Origin of the sequence: Bacillus sp. FSL K6-2944 (assembly GCF_038005385.1) — a bacterium.
GTDB classification, from domain to species: Bacteria; Bacillota; Bacilli; order Bacillales; family Bacillaceae_G; genus Bacillus_A; species Bacillus_A cereus.
This window is the reverse complement of sequence record NZ_JBBOTE010000001.1, coordinates 667,015-692,115: the sequence shown is the minus strand read 5'-3', so window position 1 is coordinate 692,115 and position 25,101 is coordinate 667,015. Positions and strand designations below refer to the sequence as shown.

Sequence of the window (25,101 nt, the reverse complement as noted above, 5' to 3'; positions counted from 1 at the left end):
AGTGCCCCATTATGATATATGAGACACCCCTTTTTATTCTGCAAATAGCGCTTGAAATTCTTCAATAAATAGCTGTACAGCGATTGAAGAATCCTTTAATGAAGGAACAGCTAAAGCAATTTCTCTCCATACTTGCGGTTCCAATTCTCTCGTTTGCACATTCTGTGGTAAATTCGTTAAAGATAATTCAGCTAATATTGCAATGCCTAATCCTTCTTGAATCATATTTAAAGCTGTAGTAACGGTAGAAATTACATACTCAGCCCGAAGTGGTACGTTGGCTTGTTTAAACATATCAATGATGGGTGGTTCGTATCCGCCCTTACATAATATGATCGGTTCATTCTCCAAATCACGAATTGTAATAGAGTCCTTCTTACAAAGAGGATGATCCTCTCTTAAGATAGCAACCATTTTTCCCTTCGTTAACGGGACAATCTCCATCTCTTTATTAGGCAAAATAACAATTCCTATATCAACAACCCTCGATATTAACCAATCTTCAACTTCTTTAATTGTTCCTTCACAAAGAACGACCTCTAAGCTCGGATACTTCTCCTTAAAATGGTTTATCATTTTCGGTAAGAAATGTGCAGAAGCACTCGGAAAACTCCCAATTCGAATCGTCCCCACTTCGTGTCCTTTCTCCATCGCAACTTCTTGTTCAATCTTCTCTACACCGTTCAAAATCTCTCTAATATGTACAAGAATTCTGTTTCCTACATCCGTAACGAGTAATCCTTGTCGTTTATCACGTATAAGAATCGTAACTCCTAACTCTGACTCAATACTTAAAATGGCATGACTTACAGCTGGCTGCGTCATATTTAACACCCTGGCAGCCTTCGTAAAACTACCTAACTCAATAGTTTTTATTAATACTTGCAGTTGTGTAATAGTCATAACTAATCACTTATACTCCTTATAAAAAAGATTCATTTTATTTATTACATTCGATATCATATCATAGTGAAATGAATAACAACAAGGAGGTCTTACCGTGACACAGCTTTCTCGAACTAAGACGGCCATAATCCTTACCTTTCTCGTTTTCATGTGGGGAATCAATTGGCCTTTATCTAAGTTTGCCCTGCATTATACACCACCCGTTTTATTTGCAGGCGTTCGAACTTTAATTGGAGGATTCATTTTACTCCTTTTCGCTCTACCCAAATATAAAGAATTACATTTAAAAGAAACGTGGCATTTATACGTTATTTCTTCTTTACTTAACATCATTATATTTTACGGGTTACAAACTGTTGGTCTTCAATATATGCCTGCTGGGTTATTTTCCGCCATTGTATTTCTACAACCAGTTTTACTCGGTATTTTCTCGTGGATATGGCTTGAAGAATCAATGTACGGCTTGAAAATTTTCGGGCTTGTTCTCGGATTTATTGGTGTAGGTGTTATTAGCTCAAGCAGTTTAACAGGACATATTTCTGTTATTGGAATCCTTCTCGCGTTAGGATGCGCTATTGGCTGGGCACTTGGCACAGTATTCATTAAGAAGACTGGTCACCGTGTGAATGCCATTTGGATGGTAACAATTCAGCTTCTTATCGGTGGTCTTTGTTTAATCGGATTTGGCTCAGAATTTGAAAGTTGGTCTAGTATTGCTTGGAGTATGCCATTTGTTAGTGTACTACTCTTTATTTCATTCTTTGTTATTGCAATGGGGTGGCTTGCATACTTCACACTCGTTGGAGCTGGTGAAGCGAGTAAAGTAGGGGCTTATACATTCCTTATTCCTCTTATCGCTATTATTGTAAGTTCAATCTTCTTACATGAAGCCATTACAATGAGCTTATTTATTGGCCTATTATTTATTGTTGTGAGCATTTGTTTTGTAAATATAAAGCCGAAAACACTTGCTGTAAGGCAGCAGGTTGAAGTGAAATAAATATGAGAAAGAGCCTACTATTTGTAGGCTCTTTTTTATATCTTATTTTTTACGACGCACTACAAAAACACACGCACCTACCGAAGATACAATTGCCAAAATAGATAAAACAATCGCTATAAATTGCATATTACTGGTACCTTCATTCTTTTCTACATTAGATACTTCACCATGTTCTCCTGTTAATGACGTACCTTTTGCAATTGTAGTAAGTGAATGCGGTTTTTCAGCTTTCTCATCGCCTGTCCATTCAACAATTTCTCCGTCTTTATATTGTTGATATGCATCCCAAGCTATTTTTTGTTCTTTATCCGGATTTTTAGCGACGAAAGTAAATCGCTGGAACTGACCGGGTAAAATCCCTTCTCCTATTGCTTCCCATACTACAGTTTTCACTTTTCCGGCATTATCTTTCTGCTCTTCCATTTTCCACCCTGGCACTGGTTCATACTGTTGGAATTCCACACCAGACGGTATTTTCAGTGTAACTTTTGTTGTTGCTATATTCTTTTCAACTGGTACTTTTATCGTGTAAGTCTCCCAAGAACCGATGTCAGAAGTTGCTGGCTTCACAGTAACGTGCGCACTAACAGGTAACGAAAACATTCCCATTGTAATTGCTGTTGCGATCATTGTTGTTCCTAATTTTTTTATACGTTCCATTTTCAATTAGCTCCTTTTTATCTATACCTACTCTTTATCCCGCTATTCGCCGGGTAGCCCAATTGATGAGGGCTGCTTAAAGTTTCACTTTATCTGCCACCTACAATAAATTTATAATCCGTATCGAAGCTATCAAGCGATTTCGTTAATCCATGTACTTGTATATTCCAGTTTCCTGTCATGTTAATATACATACCTTCTGCTTCATATTCTCCCGGTGAAACTGCCGAAACTTTAAATGATCCTTTTCCCATATTCATATCTAACGATTGAGTCGTTAATATAATTTGTTCCATATCAGTAACGGGTTGTCCGTTCTCATCCTTTAAAGTAATATGGAATATATTTTGTCCTACTCTATTAGGACTTACATTTAGCGTCATTTCATATCCATTATCTAATTGTTTACTCTCTGTAAAAGGTCCAGTAGGAGGCATCGGTGGTGTTTGTACGTTTGTCATAAAAGCTACGATGACGAAAATGATAATTCCAATGATAAACTCTACTTTCACCGTAGCACCTAATCCTTGCTCCGCTCTCATTTTCCCTTTCACATAATGAATAATTCCCAATATCCCCATGAAAACGAATAAAAGTATCTTTGCTAGTAAAGCTAATCCATACTTCGTATCAAATAACGAGTGGATTGTTGGAATAAAAAATGTACTGTTAAAAAGACCTGTTATTAAAATCACAATGACAGCGCATGTTGCCCACGGTGAAAAACGCTTAATCATATCCCAATACATATTCCATTTGTTATCCTCTTTACGTAACAGAAGAATAATAGACGATAAACCACCAATCCATAATGAAGCTGCGAATAAATGTAAAAAATCCATAACAACAGCAATATCTTTAAACTTTAAACCATATGCGTGACTATTAAATGCTTTCATAACAAGTATTCCAATAAACAGCACTATTGGAATACTCCATACTTTAAAAGACGATAGTTTCTCACGCCTCATCGCAAAATACGTAACGATTATAAGCGAACTAATGAGAACCATTTGAGTAATCCAAACATAACTAAAAACAGAAAGCTGTAACGTTTCTTTTAATAGTAAAGGATTGAATGCTTCTAGCCATGAAACATCAGCATTTATTTTCGCTTGCAGTGGTAGATTGAATAACAAGCTAGTAAATATCCCTAATAAGGAAATCCATATTATGTTCTTACTCCTTGATCGAACCGAGGTTGCATTCCCTTTATACATAATAAGATTAAAGAATAGCACTCCTATAAATAGTGAGAAACTTGTATATAAAATTCCACGTTCCATGATCATATCAATTTGCGGAACATACCCCATCTCTTCCACTTGTACATCGTCTGTTTCCGCTTCCGCTAATCCAATACAGAATGGAATAACCCCTTGAATTGGATGTCCATCAGCTGAAATAGCTTTCCACTGAATAGAGTAGAGACCATTTTTGAGGTTTTCTTTTAATCCGGCTTCTAATAGTTTTTTATTTTTTTTATCAATATGAGCATCTTTTAAATCGACCCTTTTACCTGATGTATCTCTCACGTACAATGTATTAAAACGTGAAACTTGTATGTCCTCATCGAATTCGATTTTTACAACAGATGGTGCTTTCTTCAATGTTTCATTTTCAGTAGGGTTTGATTTCACAACGTACGCATGAGCAGATGCACTTTGAGGGATCAATATGATAAGCACACACACAAGTAATAACAATGTCCCTAACCTTTTCATTACTTTCACACTCATTTCACTTCTTTCTTCCTCATTGCTCTATTTTCATTACTTTAACTTCCAAAGTTTGATTCTGGGCAAAATATTAACCTGATTAAATATAAACTTCTAGAAAGTATAACTCTTTATTTCTCTTCCACCTCTAAACTTCCAATATAATAGTAACTATTATGATAGATACAACTTACATTTTTAAAGCCGATTGTTATTATATCATAAAATATATTTATGTAAGTTATCAAAGAAGAAAAGTTATCGTGAATCATTTGTGAAGAAAATGTGAAATACATAAATAAAAAGGTATTACGTTATTACGTAACACCTTTAAAAAAATATCCCTCTTCTATTTCTCTTCCGGATAATCACAATACTCGATAATCGTTCCTTCAGTATCCGCTGGGTTAAGATAAATTAACCTTCTACCGTGCTTATTAATGCGTAGTGTATGCTCTAATGTCCGAATACCTTGTTCTTTTAACTCTTCTAGAGCCACATCTAAATCATCGACACGATACGCAACGTGATGAACACCTTTACCTTTTTGTTTAATAAAACGGGCAATTGGAGATGTCGTATTATTCGTCGGTGCAAGTAATTCAATTCTATCTCCATCCACTTCAAGAATGGCTACTTCGCTTTCCACACCAGGAGCTTCACTTACGTAACGATCTATTAAAGTTCCTAGTAACACATTTTCATAAAAACGTATCGTACTATCTATATCACGAACTGCGATTCCGATATGATCAATTGTTTTTTTCATTTTATTTCCCCTACTACTTTATTTTTTCTCATTATTAATAGTAACAAAAAAAGCTATAGAAACAAGTTCTATAACTTTTTTTATTTAACCTATTTTCTTATCCGCTCTAGTTGCTGGTTGAACTTGGTTTTTCACTTTTAAAATGCTAAGTCCATATCCGATAAATCCACCGATAATCGCTGGGAAGATCCAGCCTAATCCTACTTCCTGCATCGGAAGGAATTTAGTGAACACTTGGCTTACTACTTCAATGTTAAATCCAGCTGCACTTAATCCATCGAATAAGCTGATGATAAATGTTACGATTAAGCTCACTTGATAAACTTCAGCTCTTCCTTTGAATAATGAATGGAAGAATGTTAAGAAAATCAATACGATTGCTAGTGGATAAATTGCTGTTAATACTGGAACAGAAACTGCGATTAACTGTGTTAATCCTACATTTGCAACAATTGCACTAAATACACATAGCGTGATTGCAATTGCTTTGTAAGGAACATTTGGGAATAACTTATGGAAGAATGAAGAACATGCTGATACAAGTCCCACACTAGTTGTTAAACAAGCTACTGTAATCATTAATCCTAATAATACTCCGCCATATGATCCGAAATAGTAGTTAGAAACTTTCGCTAATACTTCTCCGCCGTTCTCTAAATGTCCAAGCTTTGCAACACTTGAAGCACCCATATAAGAAAGTGCTGTATAGATAATTGCTAAAATAGATGCTGCAATAATTGTCGCTTTTGCACAAACGACCATAATTTGTGTTTTCGTTTTCGCACCTTTTTCTTTAATAGCATTGATAATGATAATCCCGAATACGAATGATGCAAGCGTATCCATCGTTAAGTATCCTTCTTGGAATCCTTTAAAGAATGCATGTGATGTATAAGCTTCCACTGGTGCTTGCATATCTCCAATCGGATGTATAAAAGCAACGATTACTAAAATACCGATGAAAGTCAACTTAATTGGTGTTAAGATTTTTCCAACAATATCGACAATTTTCGCGGGATTTAGCGAAAAAAAACAAGTGATACTAAAGAATATAATTGTGAAAAGAATTAAAGGTGTAGAACCTACTCCTTCTGGCATAAACGGTTTAAGACCAATTTCATAAGAAACATTTCCTGTTCTCGGTATTGCAAATAACGGACCAATCGCTAAGTATAAAACTGTTGTAAACACAATCCCAAACACTGGGTGAGCACGACTAGCTAACGACTGCAAATCATCTTTACCTGAAAAACCAAATGCTAGCACACCTAGTAATGGTAATCCAACACCAGTTACTAAAAATCCAGCGTTAGCAATCCATACATTCTCTCCTGCTGATTGACCAAGCATCGCTGGGAAAATTAAATTTCCCGCTCCAAAAAATAGTGCAAATAACATTAATCCAATAACTACTATGAACGAAAACGGTACTTTATTCGCCATAATATAACCCCCATTCAAGTTTCCTTATCTCATTTTCCAATTTTAACTAATTGAATTTTCTGAATATTTAATTTAAGTATCAACTATTCTTGAACTCATTATAGTTTGCTATATAATATTTTGCAATACTATTTTCGAACTTTTCTTTTATTTTATAAATATACATTTTTTAACATGAAAAATAGACTAAAAAACCAACATGGTCATCCATGTTGGTTTTTCCATTTACTATCATGAATTAAAATTTTGCTGCTACTTTTTTAACGTTTTCTAGACCTTCTTCAACAATTTGTTGTGAACGATCTGGATATTGATTGTGTCCTTCAATTACAACTGTCTCTGGATTTGTAATTCCCCAGAATCCAAGTACCGTTGTTACGTAATTAACTGCCATTTCCATAGGAGCCATTTGCTCTGAAGAGTAATCTGAACCACGAGCACCTAACACAACTACTTTTTTACCACCAACTAAACCTTCTGGGCCATTTGCTGTATATTTAAACGTTTTTCCAGCTTGAGATAAGTATGAAATATATGTGATTAATGGCGCTGGTACTGTAAAGTTCCATAATGGGAATGCAAATACAACCTTATCAGCTTCTAAAAACTGATTTAAATATTGATCTACTGTAGCAACTGCCTTCTCTTCTTCAGCTGTTAACTCCATGCCTTGGCTACGTTTATATCCACCTGAAATCGCGATATTTCCGTAATAAGGAAGATCTAATGCAAATAAATCTAATTCCGTAATTTCTGTATTTGGATTTGCTTCTTTATAAGTACTTACAAATGTTTCATACATTTTTGAACTAACTGCTTGCTCCGCTGGACGATCGTTTGCTTTTACAAATAATACTTTTGACATTTTTTTATTCCCCTCTACATTCGTATTTTCTTCTTTTTTACCAAATAATGAGCTAAATAGTCCCATTTTCTTCACCTAATCTTTCTTTTCATATTCATTATTCATCATCATAAAAATTCTTATTCTAAGAAAAAGTTCCAATAGATACCTTAAGTTACGCTATCATAGCTTTTTGTTATTTAATTACCTTATGTAAGTGATTGTAATATAGTCACTTACTTTAGTCAAGTAACTTTTAATAAAAAATAAAATCTCAATTTAAAAATATTAACTAAAATACAATTGAACACCAAATACATCTTTATTACTTGTATAATAAACTTTGAGAGGAAAATTCATATATAGAAAGGATTTATTCATGAGCATTATAGAAAAGATTCAAACTTTTATTATTCTTTTTGCTGTTACATGCGGCATCGTACTCGGACAATTTAATATGATACATACGTATTCAGACAAATTTATTGTCCCCTTCTTATTTTTCATGCTATATGGATTATTCCTCAGCATTCCATTAAAAGAAATAAAAAACGGATTTCGCAATTTAAAATTTGCTGGAACAAGTCTTACTATTAACTTCTTATGGACACCTTTACTCGCTTGGGGGTTAGGAGCACTATTTCTTTCCGATCATCCAGCACTTTGGGTTGGATTTATAATGTTAATGGTTACTCCATGTACAGATTGGTACTTAATCTTTACTGAAATAGCGAAAGGTAATGTAGCACTTTCTACTGCAATTTTACCTGTAAATTTAATTTTGCAAGTACTGCTCCTTCCCATTTATTTATTTTTATTTGCTGGTGTCATGAAAACTGTAGCGATTTCTGTTTTAGTAGAAAGTATTGTTATCGTAATCGTCTTACCATTTATACTTGCACACGCTACAAAGTTCATTATGAATAAAATGAAAAAAGCTGAAACTCTCGAGAATAAACTCATTCCGTTTTTCAGCTCTGCTCAAATTGTATTTTTAAGTTTAGCAATAGTAGCGATGTTTGCATCACAAGGTAAATATTTACTGCAAAATATGAATGTCGTTTTATTATTACTCGTTCCTGTTCTATTGTTCTTCATCATTAATTTCTTACTAGGACAATTTATCGGGTGCATCATGCATTTATCTTACAAAGATACAGTAAGTCTAAGCTTAACAACGTTAGCAAGAAACTCACCTGTTGCACTCGCTATCGCTGTAACAGCTTTTCCAGACGAGCCTCTTATCGCACTTGCACTCGTTATTGGACCATTGATTGAGTTACCGGTACTAGCTTGTGTGTCACAAGTTTTGTTGCTTATTAAGAAAAAACGGCAATATGCATAATAAAAAACGTCCCATTTTGGGACGTTTTTTATTATGGAAAGATTACATACAACACTTACTTCTTATTTATCAATACAAATGAAATTACCGAAACTACAAACGTAATAATACCAATTGTAATAAAGTGAAACTTTAATCATTGGGGGTTTTGTTCATCCCCCAATGATTATTAGCCCTCACCACTCCCGCATTAACAGATCCTTTCTAATTAAAAATGATAGGAAACGTAAATATAACGAAAGCTGCCCAAAGTCCGTATATTGGCAAATACTTCGTAACGGCATCTTGGATAGCTTTTGGTCCTGATTTATTTTGCAAGAAACGCATATAGGAAAACATAATCCAAATTAAATTTGCCCAGACCAGTATGTTTACACCTAAAACAGCAAGTCTATTAGGTGTAATCCCGTAAGAAGAAAGTCTGAATACTATGGCTGACAATGCGACAGTGTCAATAATAAGCGCCAGAACAATTAAGGAAAAATTTATATAATCTGAAATGTTCTTTTTCTCGTCCGAGTCACTCTCAACGATAGAAAATATAGTAACAGCCAATACGCCAAGCAGTATTCCGTTGAAGGCCATTAGGAAATTGCGATCCAAGAATGGATTTTTCCCGACCCAAATTACCGTTATAAGATAGATAAGCAAGGTAATCAGGACGAGAGGACTAAAAATTTTAGATATGTATGGTGTAATATTTTTAGCAAGCTTAAGATTCATTGATACTAAGTATGCAGTCACAATAGCGAGAGCCGCTGCTCCAAATAAAACAACATTACTAAAATAGAATTCTCCTATATCTAAGTCAACAAAGCTAAATAAACGCATGGTGAATACCGCAAGTATCATTCCGCTCACTGCCATGCTCCCGTAGAGAAGACAATATTCTAAATTAAATTTAATATAGGCTAATCTTGTACTGCCTTTTGAATATTCATTTCCTGTAAATGCAAGCCCTACTAAGACCCATAAAAATATAGGAAGATGTAAATACGCAAGTATGGTACTGTCTTTATAATTTACTGGCAGCGTATTAAGATAATACCCGGAAATTAGGAACAACGCTGCAAGGGAATAAATAATACTTTTTTTCGGAGTATTATTGTAAACAAAATAAGCAGCAATAAAGGGAATTACACCAAAAGCCAAATTAATTGGAGCAATTGCTTCCTGCTCAACAAAGTGGAAAATGATCCTGGTGCTTATGCCGGCCAGAATAGCTAAAAGGCTCATGAATAAGAAACCTTTTTGAAACAAAGATGTTTTTTCTTTATTTACCTTCTCCTTGAAATGCAACCTTTCATACCAAGCAGCTAGAACCTGGGAATCAGGATTTTGGTCCCATGCTTGTGAGAATGATTTTTTAAAAGCTTTCGGATCTTTTCTATACATCTTCTCCAACTCATGAGGGTTATCCATATTTTTAACAATTAAATTGTTACTGTTCATAGTTATACCTCCTCTAATTAAAATAATAAGATTGTTACCTTTTAACAAAAGTACTTCACTCATTTATTATGATTTTGATTTTAATATAAAATTTATTGTTTTACAATAAAAAAATATCATTTAAAGACTTTTTTTTATCGTTAAATTTTATATTAAAGAAAAACAAAAGAGCATGACAATTTTATGTCATGCTCTTTTAACAAATTAATTCTCAAATACAAAGTTAATCTTATTATCTTTCCACTCTAATTTCGCATCAAACGTTTTCTCGCCCTTTTTAAAGCCTTTAATTAAATCCGTCTTTTCACCTTTTAAGAGCTTTGTCATATTCTTTTGCGAAATTGTTTTACTTAATATCTTCTTTGAAATGGTGAAATCACATTGCGTTGTATTATAGTTAGAACAACCGTAAAACGTTGACTTATCAATTACATCGCCATCACATTTTTTACAGCTACCAACCTTTTTACCCGTTGTAAATTTCGATCCTTTTCGTTCAATCGATTCAACATGTAGTCCAGTGAAATCCCACTTCTCAGACATTTCCACTGCATCTTCAATAATTTTAGCTGATAGCTTTTTCGTCTGTTCCATAAATGTAGCTGGTGAAGCTGTACCTTCACCAATTTCCGCAAGACGTTGTTCCCATTTCGCAGTCATTTCCGGTGAAGCTAGTATTTTATCACCAATTGCGGTAATTAATACTTTTCCTTTATCAGTCGCATACACTTGGTTTTTCTTTACATCTATATACTTACGGTCTTTCAGCATCGTAATAATACCTGCGCGAGTCGCTTCCGTACCTAAACCTTCTGTTTTCTTTAATACTTTCTCCAGCTCTTCATTCTCTAAATACTTACCAGCTGTTTTCATTAACGTAATAAGTTGTCCTTCTGTATAGCGCTTCGGTGGCTGTGTTTTTCCTTCTTTCACTTTCACCTTTACAACTTTTCCTTCTTCGCCTTCAGCTACAATTGGAAGAATGGTTTCGTCATCTTTATCGTCTTGGAAAATAACTTTACGCCAACCTTCTTGAATTTGCTGTTTTCCTTTTGAAATGAATTCAGCACGTTCATCTACAAGCGTTACAATCGTTGTATAGTCAAAGATTGCAACTTCATAATGAGCTGCAATAAGCCTTCTTACGATCATATCGTATATTTTCTTTTCATCACCTGATAGTCTGCTTGGGTTTGTAACTTGCTCTGTCGGAATAATTGCGTAGTGATCTGTTACTTTCTTTTCATTTACATAACGCTTGTTATTCATAATGGATTCAACCGGAGCCGGTAATAAGCCTTTATATTCATCAAACTGACTTAACTTCTGTAAAATATCAGGGAACGTCGCTGCTTCTCCTTGTGTAACATAGTTAGAATCTGAACGTGGATAAGAAACAATCCCTTTTTGATAGAGTGCTTGCGTTATATCAAGCGTCTTTTTCGGTGAAAACTTAAAGGCTTTATTTGCCGTTGCTTGCAGTGATGATAAGTTAAATAAAAGTGGCGGCTGAAACTCTTTACGCTCCGTTTTCATTTCCTTCACAACAGCCGGTTTCCCTTGGCAAAATGCCGCAATTTTATTCGCCATATCAGGGTCTTTTAAGCGGGATTCATTATCCTTTTCCCATTTTCCGTCATATTTCTTTCCTTCTATATTAAAGGTTGCAAACACTTCCCAGAAAGGCTCTGACTTAAAGTTTTCAATTTCTTTCTCTCGCTTTACAATCAATGCTAACGTTGGTGTCTGGACACGACCAGCAGAAAATACATCATTCATTCCTTTTTTCTTTAGCAAAATACTAAAAACACGTGATGCATTCATACCAACGACCCAGTCCGCACATGACCTTGTATACGCCTCATAATACGTATTAATTGTATCTGCTTCATCAAGTAGATTTTTAAACCCTTGGTAAATAGCTTGCTTCGTTAAAGACGAAATCCATAGACGCTTCATCGGCTTTTGCACGTTACAAAGATTAATAATATTTCGTACGATCAGTTCCCCTTCACGCCCAGCATCGCCTGCGTGAATAATTTCTGTTACCTGTGGATTATGTAACAGCTGTTTCACAACGTTAAACTGTTTATACTTCGACTTTGTTACTTCAAATTGAAAACGCTCTGGAATCATCGGTAACGTATTAAGTGACCATTTTTTCCACTCTGCGTGATAATGCTCTGGATTACATAACTGCGTCAAATGACCAATTGCCCATGTACAGTACGCTCCATTTGGAAATAACTCATTCGCTTCTACTTCTAAATATCCATCTTTCCGGCGATATTTAAACTGTGAAACAAGAGCCAACCCTTGATCTGGTTTCTCGGCAATAATTAATTTCATTTTATAACTCCCTATCTGTATTCCAGTGTTACTTTCATTGTCTATATGTTTAGAAGCGATGATAAAACAACAATCTTATTTATCATTCGCGGTTTGTCTCGCAAATGTGAGACCTATAATATTATACGCTTATTCTTTATGGCTTCACAATAGAAACTCATAATATAACAATTTCTTTCACATGCTTATAATTAAAAAAGACGCCCTAAAAAATCAAACGTCTCTTTGCCTACATCTATGAAATTGTGCAGATAATATGCAGATATTAATAAGCATAAGTACTCTCCATATAAACATATGATGAAATAAACGATAGGACAAGGAGGTATCATAATGTTTGCTTATACGTTAACTACCTTAACACTTTGCTGTACCTCAATTCTTATTGCATCCAATATTTCTAAACGTAAGGGTACCCTAATGGAGTATATGGTATTTATTATGTCTTTTAGTATGAGTATCGGTTTAAGTATTGGTTTTTACTTAGGCATTCTCTTTAAGGAGGAATTACTATATTCTACTTTGCTTGCTATTTCAATTAGTGGTTTTATCGGCTTTTTAATCGGTCTACGTTTTCACCTATATACCGCTTTAGAAGGAATGTTCTCTGGATTAATGGCAAGTATGATGGGAGCAATGATTACAGAAATGTTAAACGCTCAACAAGCTCATAGTATATTGTTCATTAGCCTTTTACTTACTATAACGATTACTATGTCCTGTGTGATTCAATTATTATCGGAGAACTTTTCTACTTTTATCCAACAGCATTTTTTGTCATTACTTTCAATTAGTGTAGTAATTATCGTTGCCGTATTCGCGACATTCCCAGATCATACTCCCTCACCTACATCCGGGCATGATCAACACATACATTAGTACTTGCAACAAAAATGAATAAGCAGCTATCCATAGGATAACTGCTTAATATTACTCTGGCTTATTAGGAATGTTTCGGTTTGGAACATAATCCGATTTGTAATCTGTATATTTTACTTCTGTTACCATCCCAGCTGAAGCATGGTGTAAATCATGACAGTGGAACATCCAATCGCCCGGATTATCTGCTACAAAGGCTACTTCATATTCTTCACCCGGTTTTAAGTTCAATGTATCTTTTACAATTGGAGAACCTTCTATCGGTTTTCCATCTTTACTCAACACCTGGAAAAAGTGTCCGTGTAAATGCATTGGGTGATCATCCATTTTAGAACGATTTACCAATCTCACTTTTACTAAATCACCCTTTTTCACTTGAATTGGGTCAATATCCGGAAATACCTTTCCGTTAATTGTATATACCATTTCATTTCCATTCATTTGCGTATTTAAGTCCATATTATATGTGGCAGTATACTCTTGATTTAACGTGAAACTACCTAATTTTTTAGTACCATATTTCATTATATCTACTTTCGGTAATTTTTCTTTTTCGTCTGTTTTATCTTTCATCTCTTTGCTGCCATCATACTCAATAACAGCTTTCATTCCTTTTGCACCTTTATTTTTCGAATGGTCTTCAACATACCATTTCCCAGGATTATTAGCAGTAAATTCAATATCATAACGTTCACCCGGTGCGATTGAAATTACTTTATCCTTTATAACTTTTGGATCGTTTATTGGTTGACCATCTGTCGCAATTACTTTTATATCATGGCCATGAACATGTATATCATGTGATAGATAACCAGCATTGACGAGTCTAAGACGAACGTTATCTCCCTTATTCACTTTTAATGGCGCTACTAAATCACCGCTTTTTCCATTGATTGTGAATAAATCGTACATACTCATATCATGGCCTTCCATCTTCATATTTCCATGGTCCATTCCTTCCATATTACTAGAGTCTTTTTTATCACTGCCCATGTTCATATCAGAATGATCCATGCCGTTCTTATCATCATTCTTTTCCCCATTTTCATTACCTTTAGATTTATTACCTATTTGCCCTTTTGTCATTTCTTTTAACTGCTTATTCATTTCTTCTTTATCTGTAACCCATTCATCCAACATTAATGTGTAATCTTTATCATATTTTTCCTTTGTATCTTCTACAATGAGCGCTCCATACAAACCTCTATCTAATTGATTTACAGAATCTTGATGCGAGTGATACCAGTACGTTCCTGGTACGTTCGCTTCAAATTCGTAAGTGAAACTTTTTCCTAGTTCAACTGCATCTTGTGTCACGCCTGGAATTCCATCCATGTTATTTGGGACAGGATATCCATGCCAATGAATAGATACTGGTGCAGATAATTCATTTTTTAATGTCACTTTCACCTTTTCACCTTTTTTCACCCGAATTTCTGAACCAGGAGATGAGCCATTAAATGTCCAGACTGGAACAATAACACCGTTACTTAATTTTTGCTTTTCTTCTTTCGCTATTAAAGTAACTTCTGGTCCTTTTTCAACTTTCAATGGTGTTGTAGCTGTTTCAGTCTGTAGTGTTTTTTTATCATTCATATTTTTATGATCATTTGTTATATTTGTCGTCACAGAACAGGCAGCAATTAAAAATATTACAGAGACTGTAACGGCTGTTAATACAAATCGCTTCATGGAAAATCCCTCCTTTTTCTTTTTCAAAATCATTATAGAAGTTGATTTTCAAGAAAATAAGGAGATGTAATTAGATCTTACGTAAGCTAATTGGAAGATTACTAAAAGCGGAGACATTACAAGAGGCGAATATTTTAGAAATACAAAATATTTTCCTTGTAGCGACTATACTAGCCGTTCTCGTATTTGTTTTGACGTTATTTCTTAAGAAACAATAACACTGCTATTATTAAATAAGAAAAATGTAGCTAAAATGCTCTTCACAAAAGAACTTACATTTTTGTATAATAAGAACTAATGTTCCTTACAAGAAGACAATAGACTCAAATTACACAAATATATCAAATAGAAGAGGATTGATATACGATGAAAATTGATAGACCAAAAATTTCACCAGAGTTATCTTCAAAGAATTTTCAAGATATTTTTTATGAAGAAGATCCAACATTGGAAGTGTGTGAAATTATAGACTCCACTTTCGAAAATGAATCTGTAGATAGAGTGCGATTATATGATGCGGTGATAAAAAACTGTAAGTTTACTAATACAGACTTTAGCAATATTGATATTACAGATGTTTGTTTTGAAAACTGTGATTTATCAAATGTTAATTTAAGCAATTCTTCTGTTCACAGAGTCGAATTTAAAAACAGTAAATTAATCGGAGTAAATTTCACAGAATCTAGCTTAGGAAATGTTAAATTTGAGAATTCAATTTTGAATTTAGCGGCATTTGGAAATTCCAAACTAGAAAAAATCATCTTCAATGAAACTTCATTAAATAATGCAGATTTTTTTGACTGTAAACTTAAAAAAGTTGAATTCCAATTATGTAGTCTTGATGAAGCTAATTTTGATCAGACATCACTGAAGGGGATAGATATTAGTTCTTCTACCTTTGATACACTTACAGTTTCAGTGAACGATTTAAGAGGATGTAAAGTATCAACATATCAAGCTGTTCAGTTTGCTACTTTATTAGGATTAATAATTAAAGATTAGTATTTCGAAGAAAAGAACCCTATCCCGAATCATGGATTTTTTAATTGTCCACGGTTCGAGATAAAGTTCAAATAAATTAGTGATGACTCTTTTATTATTTAACTACAGCTTGGTTTCCTTTTACATGTTCATTATTTACACTCATAAATTCTTCAATTTCTTCAACTTCCCTAATGATATCTTTTGACAAGTTTTCATACCCGTCTTTCGTTACAAGAATGTCATCTTCAATACGAATTCCAATTGATTCTCCTTCAATATAAAGACCAGGTTCAATTGTTATAACCATACCTTCTTCTAACACTCTATCTTTATATGTTCCTACATCATGTGTATCTAAACCAAGGAAATGGCTGACACCATGATAATAGTATTTTGATAACTCTTCATCTTCTTGAATTAAACCAATTGCTTTACACTCTTCTGCCAGTACCTTTTTTGTATGCTCATTTAATGCAGCGAACTTTAATCCTGGCTTAATAAGCGCTGTTGTTTCTTTTAATGCTTTTAATACAATATTATAAATTTGTTTTTGACGACTAGAGAATGTTCCATTTGCCGGGAATGTATAACTAATATCAGCGTTATAGTAGTCTTTTTGAGCACCTAAATCTAGTAATACTAAGTCACCATTTTGAATTTGTGCATCATTATCTTCATAATGAAGAACTGTAGCATTTTTCCCACTCGCCAAAATTGTATTGAACGCATGGTGCTTAATGCCAGATGATTGCAGTGTAAAATCAAATTGAGCTTCTAATTCATACTCCATCATGCCTGCTTTTGCATTTTTTAACACATTGTAAATACCATCTTTCGTTACAGCAATCGCTTCTTTAATAATTTCAATTTCTTCCTCTGTTTTAAATACTCGTAATTCACAAATGTTCGGATATACATTACCAATTGTTACGTGTGGGTATTTTTCTCTTACATGTTTAGCAAATGCTAATGTTTTTGTCTCCGTACCATTCCAATCACGACGTTCTATATCTAAATATAGATGCTTCGCATTTTCTGTAAAAAGTATATTTGACATTGTCTTTTCAAAGCTATCTAAATATACAACTTTCTTTATACCTGAAATTCCCTCTGCTTCTTCGCTAGAAACTGTCTTCCCAACCCATTTTTCCATTACTGGATCTGATTTTTCAATGAAAAGTGTCTCTTCTACACTATTCCCAAACTTTTTCAGCATAAAAATAACATTTGGTTCATCGATTCCCGTTAAGTAGTAAAAATTACGATTCGGTACAAATTTATAATGTGCATCAGCTGACATATGCGGTGCTTGTCCCGCAAATAAAATCGTAACGGATTCATCAGGTAATGTTTTCGTTAGTCTTTCTCTATTTTGAGCAAAAAATGTTGATTTCATAATAATCCCCCTAGTGTTCTATGTATGCTTGTGAAACTAATCATCAATACAATTTATTCTATTATTGTTATAATTTTTCGTCAATTAATTATACTCATAGCGAAAGGAGAATTTTCATTACTCGGGCCTCTTCCACGCTAAATTATGCATACCACTCCACAATTTCTTGATATTTATTCCATATACTTAAAATCTCATATATAGGAAAGGAGCCATAACTTTGAAACATTATGTAGCAACAGGGTTAGCAATTACTTCTTTATTAATAATTTCAGGATGTTCTAGCAACGTCGAAACAGCACCAGTGAAAAAAGAAACGGCGCAATCTCAACCAAAAAATATAGAAACAGCAAATACGAGTCCGCAAGACTTCTATAAAGAAATTACATCTGGAAAAATCGAGCACATTCACGGAATTGGCTATGCAGGAAATATGTCTGGGGTTTCTATCGCCACTCATAGCGGGATAAAAGTTTATCAAAATGGCAAATGGCTTGAAGCTAAAACTGGACTACATGATTATATGGGCTTTCAAGCAACGAAGAACGGATTCTTTGCCAGCGGTCATCCTGAACCAGGAGCAAATTTAAAAAATCCTTTAGGATTAATGAAAAGTTCTGATGGTGGTAATACTCTCGAAAAGCTAGCTTTTTATGGAGAATCTGATTTTCATAACCTTGCTGTCGGATATAATACGGAAACAATTTATTTATACAATGAACGTCCAAATTCTAAATTGCAACAAGGTTTTTACTTCAGTACGAACAATGGACAAGAATGGAAAACTAGTAAATTGAAGGGGCTTTCAAGTGCAATCCACTCCTTTTCAGTACATCCAGATCAATCTAGTGTAGTCGCGGTAAGTACTAAAGATGGTGTTTACTTATCTACAGATTACGGAAATACGTTTGAAATATTCGCTAAATCACTTGAATCGACCGCAATTACATTAAGTAATGAAGATGTTATTTATGCGCCTATCAATAAGCAAATCGTAACGAAGAAATCCATTGCTACAAATGAAGAAACAAACATACAAATTCCACCTTTAGATTCTAAAGATGCAATTATGTATATTTCACAAAACCCTCAAAATTCAGCCGAAATCGTATTTGCTACAATGAAATCAAATGTATTCCTCTCTACAGATGAGGGTAATACGTGGAAGCAGATTGCTAATGAAGGAACATTCCAATTTAAGTAGAAGGGTGAATATAACGTGTTTTCAACAATTAGTGAATGGAGCTATCAACTCATGTCTCCTTTAATGGATGCCGCGAATGCTACGAAATCTGTACCTCTTTTATTTTCGTTTTTATTAGGCATAGTAGGTACCCTTGCTCCTTGCCAATTAACAGGAAACATTAGTGCTATTACACTTTATAGCAACCAATCTTTACAAAAGGAACATGTATGGAAACATATACTTTTATTCATTTTAGGAAAAATAATGGCTTTTACGACGCTTGGACTATTAGTATGGTTTTTAGGAAAAGAGATTCAGCAAATATTGACTTTGTATTTTCCATGGTTACGAAAAATGATGGGACCCCTATTAATTTTAATGGGGCTACTGTTGTCAGGTATTATAAAAAGAAGATATTTCTTCTCGATTAAATTTATACGAAATCAAAATGAAGTTGGTTCATTTTTACTCGGATTCTTCTTTTCCTTAGCTTTTTGTCCGACTATGTTCGTTCTATTTTTTGGAACGTTAATCCCTTTATCTTTATCATTTAATTACGGGTACTTGTTTCCAACGTTCTTTTCGATAGGAACTGCTCTTCCTATCGTCGTATTAATGTCCTTCATCTCCTATCTGGGATTAAACGGGGCATTACTAAAGAAGAGCAGGAAAATAGGAAATAGCATTCAGCGTATAGCTGGTTTTCTCCTTATTTTAATCGGATTTTATGATACTGCTCTTTATTGGTAATACATACAAAAGATAAGCTCTAGTGAAATGAGCTTATCTTTTGTAATATTATATTCATTTTTTCTTTTGCTGTAGTTGAGCTAATAAATTCTTAACAAACGCGAGAAACAGCGGGTCATTCTCTTTTTTAGGTGACCATTGCATAATAAGTTGTCGTGGAATTGTAATTTCTATCGGTTGCACAATGAAATCATTAATAATTTGCTTATGTAGTCCTGATAACGGAACGATTGTTATGCCATTAACTTGTATAGTAAGTGCTAATGCTGAACTAATTGATTCTGACTCCATCACTTTATTAACTGTTATTTCATTTTTCATCAAATACGGTTCGAGCACTTCTTTGCAACCAGAAAGCGGCATAATAAAAGGATAATTTTTTATATCATTAATAGTAAGGTTAGGCGGAACTTTTTTTGAAGAAACCATAACATACGGATCTTCACCAATGACATCATAATGAAATCCTTGTATTAAATTTTCTTTTATAGAAATAGAAAAATCTGCACTACCTGATGATAGCCAATCTAACACTTCTTGATAGCTTCCTTCTCGAACTGCAAGTACATATTGACTATGATCAATATTCCCTAGTTGAATACACTCCGCCAAACAATATACAGTAACGGAAGGATACGTAGCTAGTACAATTTTATACAAGCTTTTATTCTTCAACTGGAAAGCTGTTTCCTCAAGTTTTTCATACTCCATTAGAAGTCGATTCACACCAACTAAAAATTCTTTGCCATTTTCAGTTAGAATCGTTCCTTGTCTAGAGCGATCAAATAACGTTATAGCATATCGTTTCTCTAATTTGTTAATAATATGGGTTATTGCTGGCTGTGTCATATGTAATTCCTTTGCTGCCAGACTAATACTATTTAAACGAGCCACATATGTAAAGACTTTAAAATCAAAAACATTCATTCTGTTCTCCTTATATAAAATATATTTATATCATCTATAAATAACCTTCATTATATTTATGAAACCACTTCATTTACACTGAGTATACATCATCAATATTACAAATAGATGAAACTTATATACCCTAGAGGAGTGTTGATTAAATGAGTACTTACATTTTAGTACATGGAGCATGGCAAGGTGAATGGGCATGGGAATTAGTAAAACCTCAACTAGAGGCTTTAGGTCACACTGTTATTACACTAGACTTACCTGGAAGTGGGAAAGATACAACTCCTTCACAAAATATAACGTTAGATTCCTATGTTGATGCAGTAACAGCTAATATAAATCAACAAAATGAAAAGGTTATTCTTGTTGGACATAGTATGGGTGGAATCGTTATTACTCAAACTGCTGAACTTATACCAAATAAAATCGATAAATTAGTATATCTTTGTGCTTTCTTACCACGAAATGGAGAAAGTCTTGGTAGTAAATTAGACGGAGAAGATGGCCCGCAATTCACTATAAATGAAAATGACTTGACTGCTGAACTTATACCTAATCTAATTGAACAAACATTTTTAAATGCTACAGAAGACGGTTCTATTAAAGAAGCATCTTTTAATCAAATGCGTCCTCAACCACTAGGACCCTTCCAACAAGAGCTGAAAATATCTGAAGAAAACTTTGGAGCCATAGATCGCATTTATATTGAAACGACTCTAGATAGAGCGATTCCAATTGATTTTCAGCGCCGAATGAATACAGAAACACCTTGCAAGAAAATTATTACTTTAGAAGCTGATCATTCTCCATTTTTCTCTAAAGCATCGGAACTTGTTCATTACTTAAATGAATTAAACTAAATTTTTCATAAAATAAATAGACACTCACAGGTGTCTATTTATTTTACTAATTAAAAGCTATCTTTACTCTATCTACATTGCCATGCCCTTTTGCTTCATCTCCCACTTTTTATACAGTAGTACTGCACCAAATAAAAATACTCCCGCAACAAATGAAGCTACTGGTAACATCTTTATCATTCCATCTGGAAATACGAGCGGCAATAATGGAAATGCATACACTGCCGGAATACGTACACCAACAATTTTTAATAAAATAAGCATTAATATCATATTTAATAAAGTGACTACAATCCATGAATCAATCGCAAAGTACAATATTGTTCCAACAGTTGCAGATGCAGTTAATACGACTATTTGTTTAAAAGCCATTTTTTCATTGTACATCGGCTTTTGAAGTGATTCATACACGACAACTAATATTGGTGGAATAACTGCTAATTGTTCATAACCAGTTATCCAGCATAAACTAATCCATACGAAATTTAGTATTAGAAATACAGTCATATATTTATACTGTATTTGCACTTTTCGCTCAATACCGTTGTTCAATTTAAATATAAGAACACCTATCATTAAAATAAATGTTAAAGCGAATACCGCGATAACAAATGACCATTCCGTCGCATTTGTTACTAACGGTAATAAACCTGTCGCAATGGATGGTGCTAAATTGGATTGAATAACACATAAAAACAACATCATTAATATAAGTGTTAAGCTAACTTTTCCTATATAGGAAATATCCATTTGATTCACTGCAAAACCAATAACAGCTGTTATTGACGGTGCAATAAAGATTTTTTCTGGTTGTCTTAACCATCCTGGCTCACGATACGCCCATAAAGCAATTGCCATCGCTGCTATTTCCGGCAGAATAACTTCCGGATCATTTAATAACACACCAGCTGTTACCATAACTAAAATAAATAAAATAGCAATCGTATATGAGATGATTGTTTCTTTCTTTGAAATTACTGCATTCATTATTGCATACTCCTTTTTACTTATTACTTTCATAATGTAAAACAACAACTCTTTATACCCTACCGTAGTATTGTATATTAGCATCTTTTCTATTTCAAGTATTAGTATTCATTTACATCCTCTCTCATCCATACACATACAAAACAAAGCATTTTATAGACATTGACACTTATTAAAAGATAGGTTACAATAACTATACATTAGTAAGTAGCTAATGTAATTAAATTTAACTAGAGGTGAAACAAATGAAAAACATTTTATTCCGTATTAACGAATTGTCAAAAAAAGAAAAAGCGAATGGATTAACAGTTGATGAAAAACAAGAACAACAAATTTTGCGCCAAAACTATACACAAACATTTCGTGGAAGCTTAGATTCCATTTTATTAAACACAAAAATTGTTGATCAAAATGGTCTTAACGTTACACCTGCTGCATTACAAGATGCTCAAATACGTTTAAAATTAAGCAAATGAGTTCCGAGCTAAAGAATTTTAATAAAACATAAAAAGAGCTGGATTTCCTATATAGAAATTCCAGCTCTTTTTATTGTCTTTTTTAATTTAGTAAACGAGCGATACATCGCAATTCTCCACGACACAATCATCGCAAATGCAAGTAAGAAAAACATTCCGCTTAACTCTGCCAAATCAATTGATTGGCTTAAATATGACTTTAATGCCACGCGTACAGCTAATAAGCCTACTAAAATGAATATGAATGCTTTTGACGGTTTCATAAATATATGTTCGCCTTTTATTTCGAACTTAGTTGTTTTAATAAGAAAAATAGAGAAAATAATCCCTATACTAATTGCCTCGACTATTTCTAACGATGTTAATCGAAAATCTGGTAAAAAGTACATCATCGCGCCTGTACTCATAAAAATTGGTGGTAATATAATTTTCTTTTTCGTTATCGGCTTTTTCGCTGCTTTAAAACGTAGAAACATTACCCCAACAGCCATACAAACCGCTATGACACTTGATAAAAGTGCTATCATACTTTCCACTCCTATCTATTTAAATGACTTTTTTAGCAAAATCATAAACCAATAAGTAACTACATGCCGCATTATAGAATTTCTTCATTATATTCCTCCTGCTGTAAACTTTCCATATTCGCTGCAATCATTTTACGCAAAGTTTATGAACGGAATATGAACAAAAAAGCCATTCTGCAATTAATAATTGCAAAATGGCTTTTTAACTTATTTTAAATCGTCAATTGTGAAAGCACCTGGAAGTAATTGCTCAACAGTCACTTCTTTTTCATCACCTTTTACATTCGTTAGTAATACAGGCATTTTCGGATCACAGAATTCAGCAATTACTTGTCTACACGCACCACATGGTGAAATCGGTCCATCAGTTTCTCCTGTAATAACTAAGTAACTAAAATCGCGCTCCCCTTCTGATACCGCTTTAAATATTGCTGTTCTTTCTGCACAGTTACATAAACCATAAGAAGCATTTTCTATATTACAACCAGTATAGATTTTCCCTTCTTTCGTAACTAACGCTGCGCCAACAGGAAATTTAGAATACGGAATATACGCTTTCGATAACATCTTGTTTGCTTCTTCAATATATTTTTTCTTATCCATATTATTTCCCCCTCAAAGTAAATGAAATGATGATTAGTCAGTAATAACTGTATGAACTAATTTAGGAGCCACTGCTGTTTCAGCGATAGAGATGTTCTCATAAATTTTTGCTTTTACATCTTCTACATTTTCACGGTTTGCGTAGATTGTTACGAAAGGCTCGCCTTCTTTTACTGCATCGCCAACTTTTTTACGTAACATTAATCCTACTGCTAAATCGATTTCATCTTCCTTCGTTGCACGACCTGCACCAAGTAACATAGCTGCAATACCAATCTCATCTGCAACAATGTTAGAAATAACACCTGAAGTTTTTGCAGGTACATCAATTACATACTTCGCTTGTGGCATTTTTTCTGGATTGTCTACAATTGAGCTATCTCCGCCTTGATTGCTTAAGAACTCTTTAAACTTCTCAGTTGCTTTTCCGTTCTTCATCACTTCAATTAGCATTTCACGAGCTTCTTCTAACGTATTTGCTTTTTTCGCAAGTACGACCATTTGACTTCCTAATACGAGTACTAATTCTGTTAAATCTTCTGGACCTTCACCTTTTAACGTATCAATCGCTTCTTTCACTTCTAGAGCATTACCAATCGCAAATCCAAGAGGTTGTGACATATCTGAAATAACTGCCATTGTTTGACGTCCTACGTTATTTCCGATACGTACCATTGCATGTGCTAATTCTTTTGCATCTTCTTCTGTTTTCATAAATGCACCAGCACCTGTTTTTACATCAAGTACGATTGCGTCAGCACCAGCTGCAATTTTTTTACTCATAATTGAACTTGCGATTAAAGGAATTGAGTTAACAGTTCCTGTTACGTCGCGTAATGCATAAATCTTTTTATCTGCAGGTGTTAAGTTTCCTGTTTGTCCAATAACAGCTACTTTGTCACGGTTTACAATATCAATGAATTGTTCTTTCGTAATTTCAACGTGGAATCCTTCTACCGCTTCTAATTTATCAATTGTTCCGCCTGTATGTCCTAAACCACGACCAGACATTTTTGCTACTGGTACATCTAAAGCAGCTACTAACGGTCCTAATACTAATGTTGTTGTATCACCAACACCGCCAGTTGAATGTTTGTCTACTTTAATTCCTTCAATTGCTGATAAGTCGATCGTTTCTCCAGACTCAACCATCGCCATCGTTAAATCTGCACGTTCGCGATCTGTCATATCTTTAAAGAAGATTGCCATTGCAAGCGCACTCACTTGATAATCAGGAATACTTCCGTCTGTATATCCATTAATAAAGAATTTGATTTCTTCAGTCGTTAATTCTTTGCCGTCACGTTTTTTTGCAATAATATCTACCATTCTCATTACAATCACCATTCCTTTT

General features: G+C 34.0%; 23 protein-coding genes. 8 read left to right on the top strand and 15 right to left on the bottom strand.

Annotation, left to right across the window (positions count from 1 at the left end; translation table 11 throughout):
• Positions 1–33 precede the first annotated feature (33 nt).
• Positions 34–903 carry a LysR family transcriptional regulator gene (locus MHH55_RS03600; RefSeq protein ID WP_078186977.1) on the bottom strand — a complete coding sequence of 290 codons (870 nt, stop codon included), beginning with the start codon at positions 901–903 and terminating at the stop codon, positions 34–36.
• A gap of 97 nt (positions 904–1,000) precedes the next feature.
• Between MHH55_RS03600 and MHH55_RS03595 the strand changes: the two genes are divergently transcribed.
• Positions 1,001–1,906, top strand: coding sequence for a DMT family transporter (locus MHH55_RS03595; RefSeq protein ID WP_000192812.1), 906 nt, complete (start codon positions 1,001–1,003; stop codon positions 1,904–1,906).
• 42 nt (positions 1,907–1,948) lie between these two features.
• Here the strand turns inward: MHH55_RS03595 and MHH55_RS03590 are convergent, their stop codons facing one another.
• From MHH55_RS03590 to MHH55_RS03570, 5 genes are all read right to left on the bottom strand, one after another.
• Complete coding sequence (locus MHH55_RS03590; protein ID WP_048538801.1) at positions 1,949–2,569, bottom strand: YcnI family copper-binding membrane protein; 621 nt, start codon at positions 2,567–2,569, stop codon at positions 1,949–1,951.
• Between the two features lie 89 nt (positions 2,570–2,658).
• Entirely contained in the window at positions 2,659–4,308 is a 1,650-nt protein-coding gene (locus tag MHH55_RS03585; protein WP_065211684.1) for a copper resistance CopC/CopD family protein, read from the bottom strand.
• A 328-nt stretch (positions 4,309–4,636) separates the two neighbouring features.
• Positions 4,637–5,056 (bottom strand): VOC family protein, encoded by a 420-nt coding sequence (locus MHH55_RS03580; protein WP_000750850.1) that lies wholly within the window; start codon positions 5,054–5,056, stop codon positions 4,637–4,639.
• An 84-nt stretch (positions 5,057–5,140) separates the two neighbouring features.
• Entirely contained in the window at positions 5,141–6,499 is a 1,359-nt protein-coding gene (gene brnQ / locus MHH55_RS03575; RefSeq protein WP_078186978.1) for a branched-chain amino acid transport system II carrier protein, read from the bottom strand.
• Positions 6,500–6,737: 238 nt separating this feature from the next.
• Complete coding sequence (locus tag MHH55_RS03570; protein ID WP_000522528.1) at positions 6,738–7,430, bottom strand: FMN-dependent NADH-azoreductase; 693 nt, start codon at positions 7,428–7,430, stop codon at positions 6,738–6,740.
• A gap of 292 nt (positions 7,431–7,722) precedes the next feature.
• Between MHH55_RS03570 and MHH55_RS03565 the strand changes: the two genes are divergently transcribed.
• The gene (locus MHH55_RS03565; protein WP_075677383.1) at positions 7,723–8,688 is read left to right on the top strand and encodes an arsenic resistance protein; all 966 of its coding nucleotides are present in this window, start codon (positions 7,723–7,725) and stop codon (positions 8,686–8,688) included.
• A gap of 204 nt (positions 8,689–8,892) precedes the next feature.
• On the opposite strand, the gene MHH55_RS03560 is transcribed toward MHH55_RS03565, so the two are convergent.
• Both MHH55_RS03560 and topB read right to left on the bottom strand, forming a co-directional pair.
• Positions 8,893–10,140 (bottom strand): DUF4153 domain-containing protein, encoded by a 1,248-nt coding sequence (locus MHH55_RS03560; protein WP_001087661.1) that lies wholly within the window; start codon positions 10,138–10,140, stop codon positions 8,893–8,895.
• Positions 10,141–10,344: 204 nt separating this feature from the next.
• The gene (topB, locus tag MHH55_RS03555) at positions 10,345–12,489 is read right to left on the bottom strand and encodes a DNA topoisomerase III (RefSeq protein ID WP_000766755.1); all 2,145 of its coding nucleotides are present in this window, start codon (positions 12,487–12,489) and stop codon (positions 10,345–10,347) included.
• 333 nt (positions 12,490–12,822) lie between these two features.
• Between topB and MHH55_RS03550 the strand changes: the two genes are divergently transcribed.
• On the top strand, positions 12,823–13,368 hold the full coding sequence (locus MHH55_RS03550) for a hypothetical protein (protein WP_000458527.1): 546 nt from the start codon (positions 12,823–12,825) through the stop codon (positions 13,366–13,368).
• 51 nt (positions 13,369–13,419) lie between these two features.
• On the opposite strand, the gene MHH55_RS03545 is transcribed toward MHH55_RS03550, so the two are convergent.
• Positions 13,420–15,060: a multicopper oxidase family protein gene (locus MHH55_RS03545; RefSeq protein WP_078187038.1), complete on the bottom strand. Its 1,641-nt coding sequence runs from the start codon at positions 15,058–15,060 to the stop codon at positions 13,420–13,422.
• A gap of 366 nt (positions 15,061–15,426) precedes the next feature.
• On the opposite strand from MHH55_RS03545, the gene MHH55_RS03540 reads away from it, so the two are divergent.
• Complete coding sequence (locus tag MHH55_RS03540; RefSeq protein ID WP_000687270.1) at positions 15,427–16,062, top strand: pentapeptide repeat-containing protein; 636 nt, start codon at positions 15,427–15,429, stop codon at positions 16,060–16,062.
• A 94-nt stretch (positions 16,063–16,156) separates the two neighbouring features.
• Here the strand turns inward: MHH55_RS03540 and MHH55_RS03535 are convergent, their stop codons facing one another.
• A complete protein-coding gene (locus MHH55_RS03535; RefSeq protein ID WP_078187039.1) occupies positions 16,157–17,440 on the bottom strand; it encodes an aminopeptidase P family protein in 1,284 nt (427 codons plus the stop codon).
• A gap of 220 nt (positions 17,441–17,660) precedes the next feature.
• Here MHH55_RS03535 and MHH55_RS03530 point away from each other — a divergent pair, with 220 nt between their 5' ends.
• The gene (locus MHH55_RS03530) at positions 17,661–18,644 is read left to right on the top strand and encodes a F510_1955 family glycosylhydrolase (RefSeq protein WP_025687216.1); all 984 of its coding nucleotides are present in this window, start codon (positions 17,661–17,663) and stop codon (positions 18,642–18,644) included.
• Between the two features lie 15 nt (positions 18,645–18,659).
• Positions 18,660–19,376: an urease accessory protein UreH domain-containing protein gene (locus MHH55_RS03525; protein ID WP_000493100.1), complete on the top strand. Its 717-nt coding sequence runs from the start codon at positions 18,660–18,662 to the stop codon at positions 19,374–19,376.
• Between the two features lie 54 nt (positions 19,377–19,430).
• On the opposite strand, the gene MHH55_RS03520 is transcribed toward MHH55_RS03525, so the two are convergent.
• Positions 19,431–20,303, bottom strand: a complete 873-nt coding sequence (locus MHH55_RS03520; RefSeq protein ID WP_063245903.1) for a LysR family transcriptional regulator — start codon at positions 20,301–20,303, stop codon at positions 19,431–19,433.
• 143 nt (positions 20,304–20,446) lie between these two features.
• Between MHH55_RS03520 and MHH55_RS03515 the strand changes: the two genes are divergently transcribed.
• The gene (locus MHH55_RS03515; RefSeq protein WP_000109165.1) at positions 20,447–21,154 is read left to right on the top strand and encodes an alpha/beta fold hydrolase; all 708 of its coding nucleotides are present in this window, start codon (positions 20,447–20,449) and stop codon (positions 21,152–21,154) included.
• Positions 21,155–21,226: 72 nt separating this feature from the next.
• Here the strand turns inward: MHH55_RS03515 and MHH55_RS03510 are convergent, their stop codons facing one another.
• Entirely contained in the window at positions 21,227–22,141 is a 915-nt protein-coding gene (locus MHH55_RS03510) for a hypothetical protein (RefSeq protein ID WP_078187040.1), read from the bottom strand.
• A gap of 245 nt (positions 22,142–22,386) precedes the next feature.
• Between MHH55_RS03510 and MHH55_RS03505 the strand changes: the two genes are divergently transcribed.
• Positions 22,387–22,617 (top strand): DUF896 domain-containing protein, encoded by a 231-nt coding sequence (locus tag MHH55_RS03505; RefSeq protein WP_078187041.1) that lies wholly within the window; start codon positions 22,387–22,389, stop codon positions 22,615–22,617.
• A gap of 47 nt (positions 22,618–22,664) precedes the next feature.
• On the opposite strand, the gene MHH55_RS03500 is transcribed toward MHH55_RS03505, so the two are convergent.
• From MHH55_RS03500 to MHH55_RS03490, 3 genes are all read right to left on the bottom strand, one after another.
• On the bottom strand, positions 22,665–23,144 hold the full coding sequence (locus MHH55_RS03500; protein WP_017656786.1) for a CcdC family protein: 480 nt from the start codon (positions 23,142–23,144) through the stop codon (positions 22,665–22,667).
• Between the two features lie 207 nt (positions 23,145–23,351).
• On the bottom strand, positions 23,352–23,747 hold the full coding sequence (locus MHH55_RS03495) for a cytidine deaminase (protein WP_000358533.1): 396 nt from the start codon (positions 23,745–23,747) through the stop codon (positions 23,352–23,354).
• Between the two features lie 33 nt (positions 23,748–23,780).
• Positions 23,781–25,082, bottom strand: a complete 1,302-nt coding sequence (locus tag MHH55_RS03490) for a pyrimidine-nucleoside phosphorylase (protein WP_001983022.1) — start codon at positions 25,080–25,082, stop codon at positions 23,781–23,783.
• Between the last annotated feature and the right edge of the window lie 19 nt (positions 25,083–25,101).

Bases quoted from the DNA above. Each gene is read 5' to 3' on its own strand.
- MHH55_RS03535 (WP_078187039.1), bottom strand. From the start codon at position 17,440: ATGAAATCAACATTTTTTGCTCAAAATAGAGAAAGACTAACGAAAACA.
- MHH55_RS03600 (WP_078186977.1), bottom strand. From the start codon at position 903: ATGACTATTACACAACTGCAAGTATTAATAAAAACTATTGAGTTAGGT.
- MHH55_RS03515 (WP_000109165.1), top strand. From the start codon at position 20,447: ATGAGTACTTACATTTTAGTACATGGAGCATGGCAAGGTGAATGGGCA.
- MHH55_RS03520 (WP_063245903.1), bottom strand. From the start codon at position 20,303: ATGAATGTTTTTGATTTTAAAGTCTTTACATATGTGGCTCGTTTAAAT.
- MHH55_RS03510 (WP_078187040.1), bottom strand. From the start codon at position 22,141: ATGAATGCAGTAATTTCAAAGAAAGAAACAATCATCTCATATACGATT.
- topB (WP_000766755.1), bottom strand. From the start codon at position 12,489: ATGAAATTAATTATTGCCGAGAAACCAGATCAAGGGTTGGCTCTTGTT.
- brnQ (WP_078186978.1), bottom strand. From the start codon at position 6,499: ATGGCGAATAAAGTACCGTTTTCGTTCATAGTAGTTATTGGATTAATG.
- MHH55_RS03565 (WP_075677383.1), top strand. From the start codon at position 7,723: ATGAGCATTATAGAAAAGATTCAAACTTTTATTATTCTTTTTGCTGTT.
- MHH55_RS03490 (WP_001983022.1), bottom strand. From the start codon at position 25,082: ATGAGAATGGTAGATATTATTGCAAAAAAACGTGACGGCAAAGAATTA.
- MHH55_RS03505 (WP_078187041.1), top strand. From the start codon at position 22,387: ATGAAAAACATTTTATTCCGTATTAACGAATTGTCAAAAAAAGAAAAA.
- MHH55_RS03545 (WP_078187038.1), bottom strand. From the start codon at position 15,060: ATGAAGCGATTTGTATTAACAGCCGTTACAGTCTCTGTAATATTTTTA.
- MHH55_RS03590 (WP_048538801.1), bottom strand. From the start codon at position 2,569: ATGGAACGTATAAAAAAATTAGGAACAACAATGATCGCAACAGCAATT.
- MHH55_RS03570 (WP_000522528.1), bottom strand. From the start codon at position 7,430: ATGGGACTATTTAGCTCATTATTTGGTAAAAAAGAAGAAAATACGAAT.
- MHH55_RS03550 (WP_000458527.1), top strand. From the start codon at position 12,823: ATGTTTGCTTATACGTTAACTACCTTAACACTTTGCTGTACCTCAATT.
- MHH55_RS03495 (WP_000358533.1), bottom strand. From the start codon at position 23,747: ATGGATAAGAAAAAATATATTGAAGAAGCAAACAAGATGTTATCGAAA.
- MHH55_RS03540 (WP_000687270.1), top strand. From the start codon at position 15,427: ATGAAAATTGATAGACCAAAAATTTCACCAGAGTTATCTTCAAAGAAT.
- MHH55_RS03560 (WP_001087661.1), bottom strand. From the start codon at position 10,140: ATGAACAGTAACAATTTAATTGTTAAAAATATGGATAACCCTCATGAG.
- MHH55_RS03585 (WP_065211684.1), bottom strand. From the start codon at position 4,308: ATGAGTGTGAAAGTAATGAAAAGGTTAGGGACATTGTTATTACTTGTG.
- MHH55_RS03580 (WP_000750850.1), bottom strand. From the start codon at position 5,056: ATGAAAAAAACAATTGATCATATCGGAATCGCAGTTCGTGATATAGAT.
- MHH55_RS03500 (WP_017656786.1), bottom strand. From the start codon at position 23,144: ATGATAGCACTTTTATCAAGTGTCATAGCGGTTTGTATGGCTGTTGGG.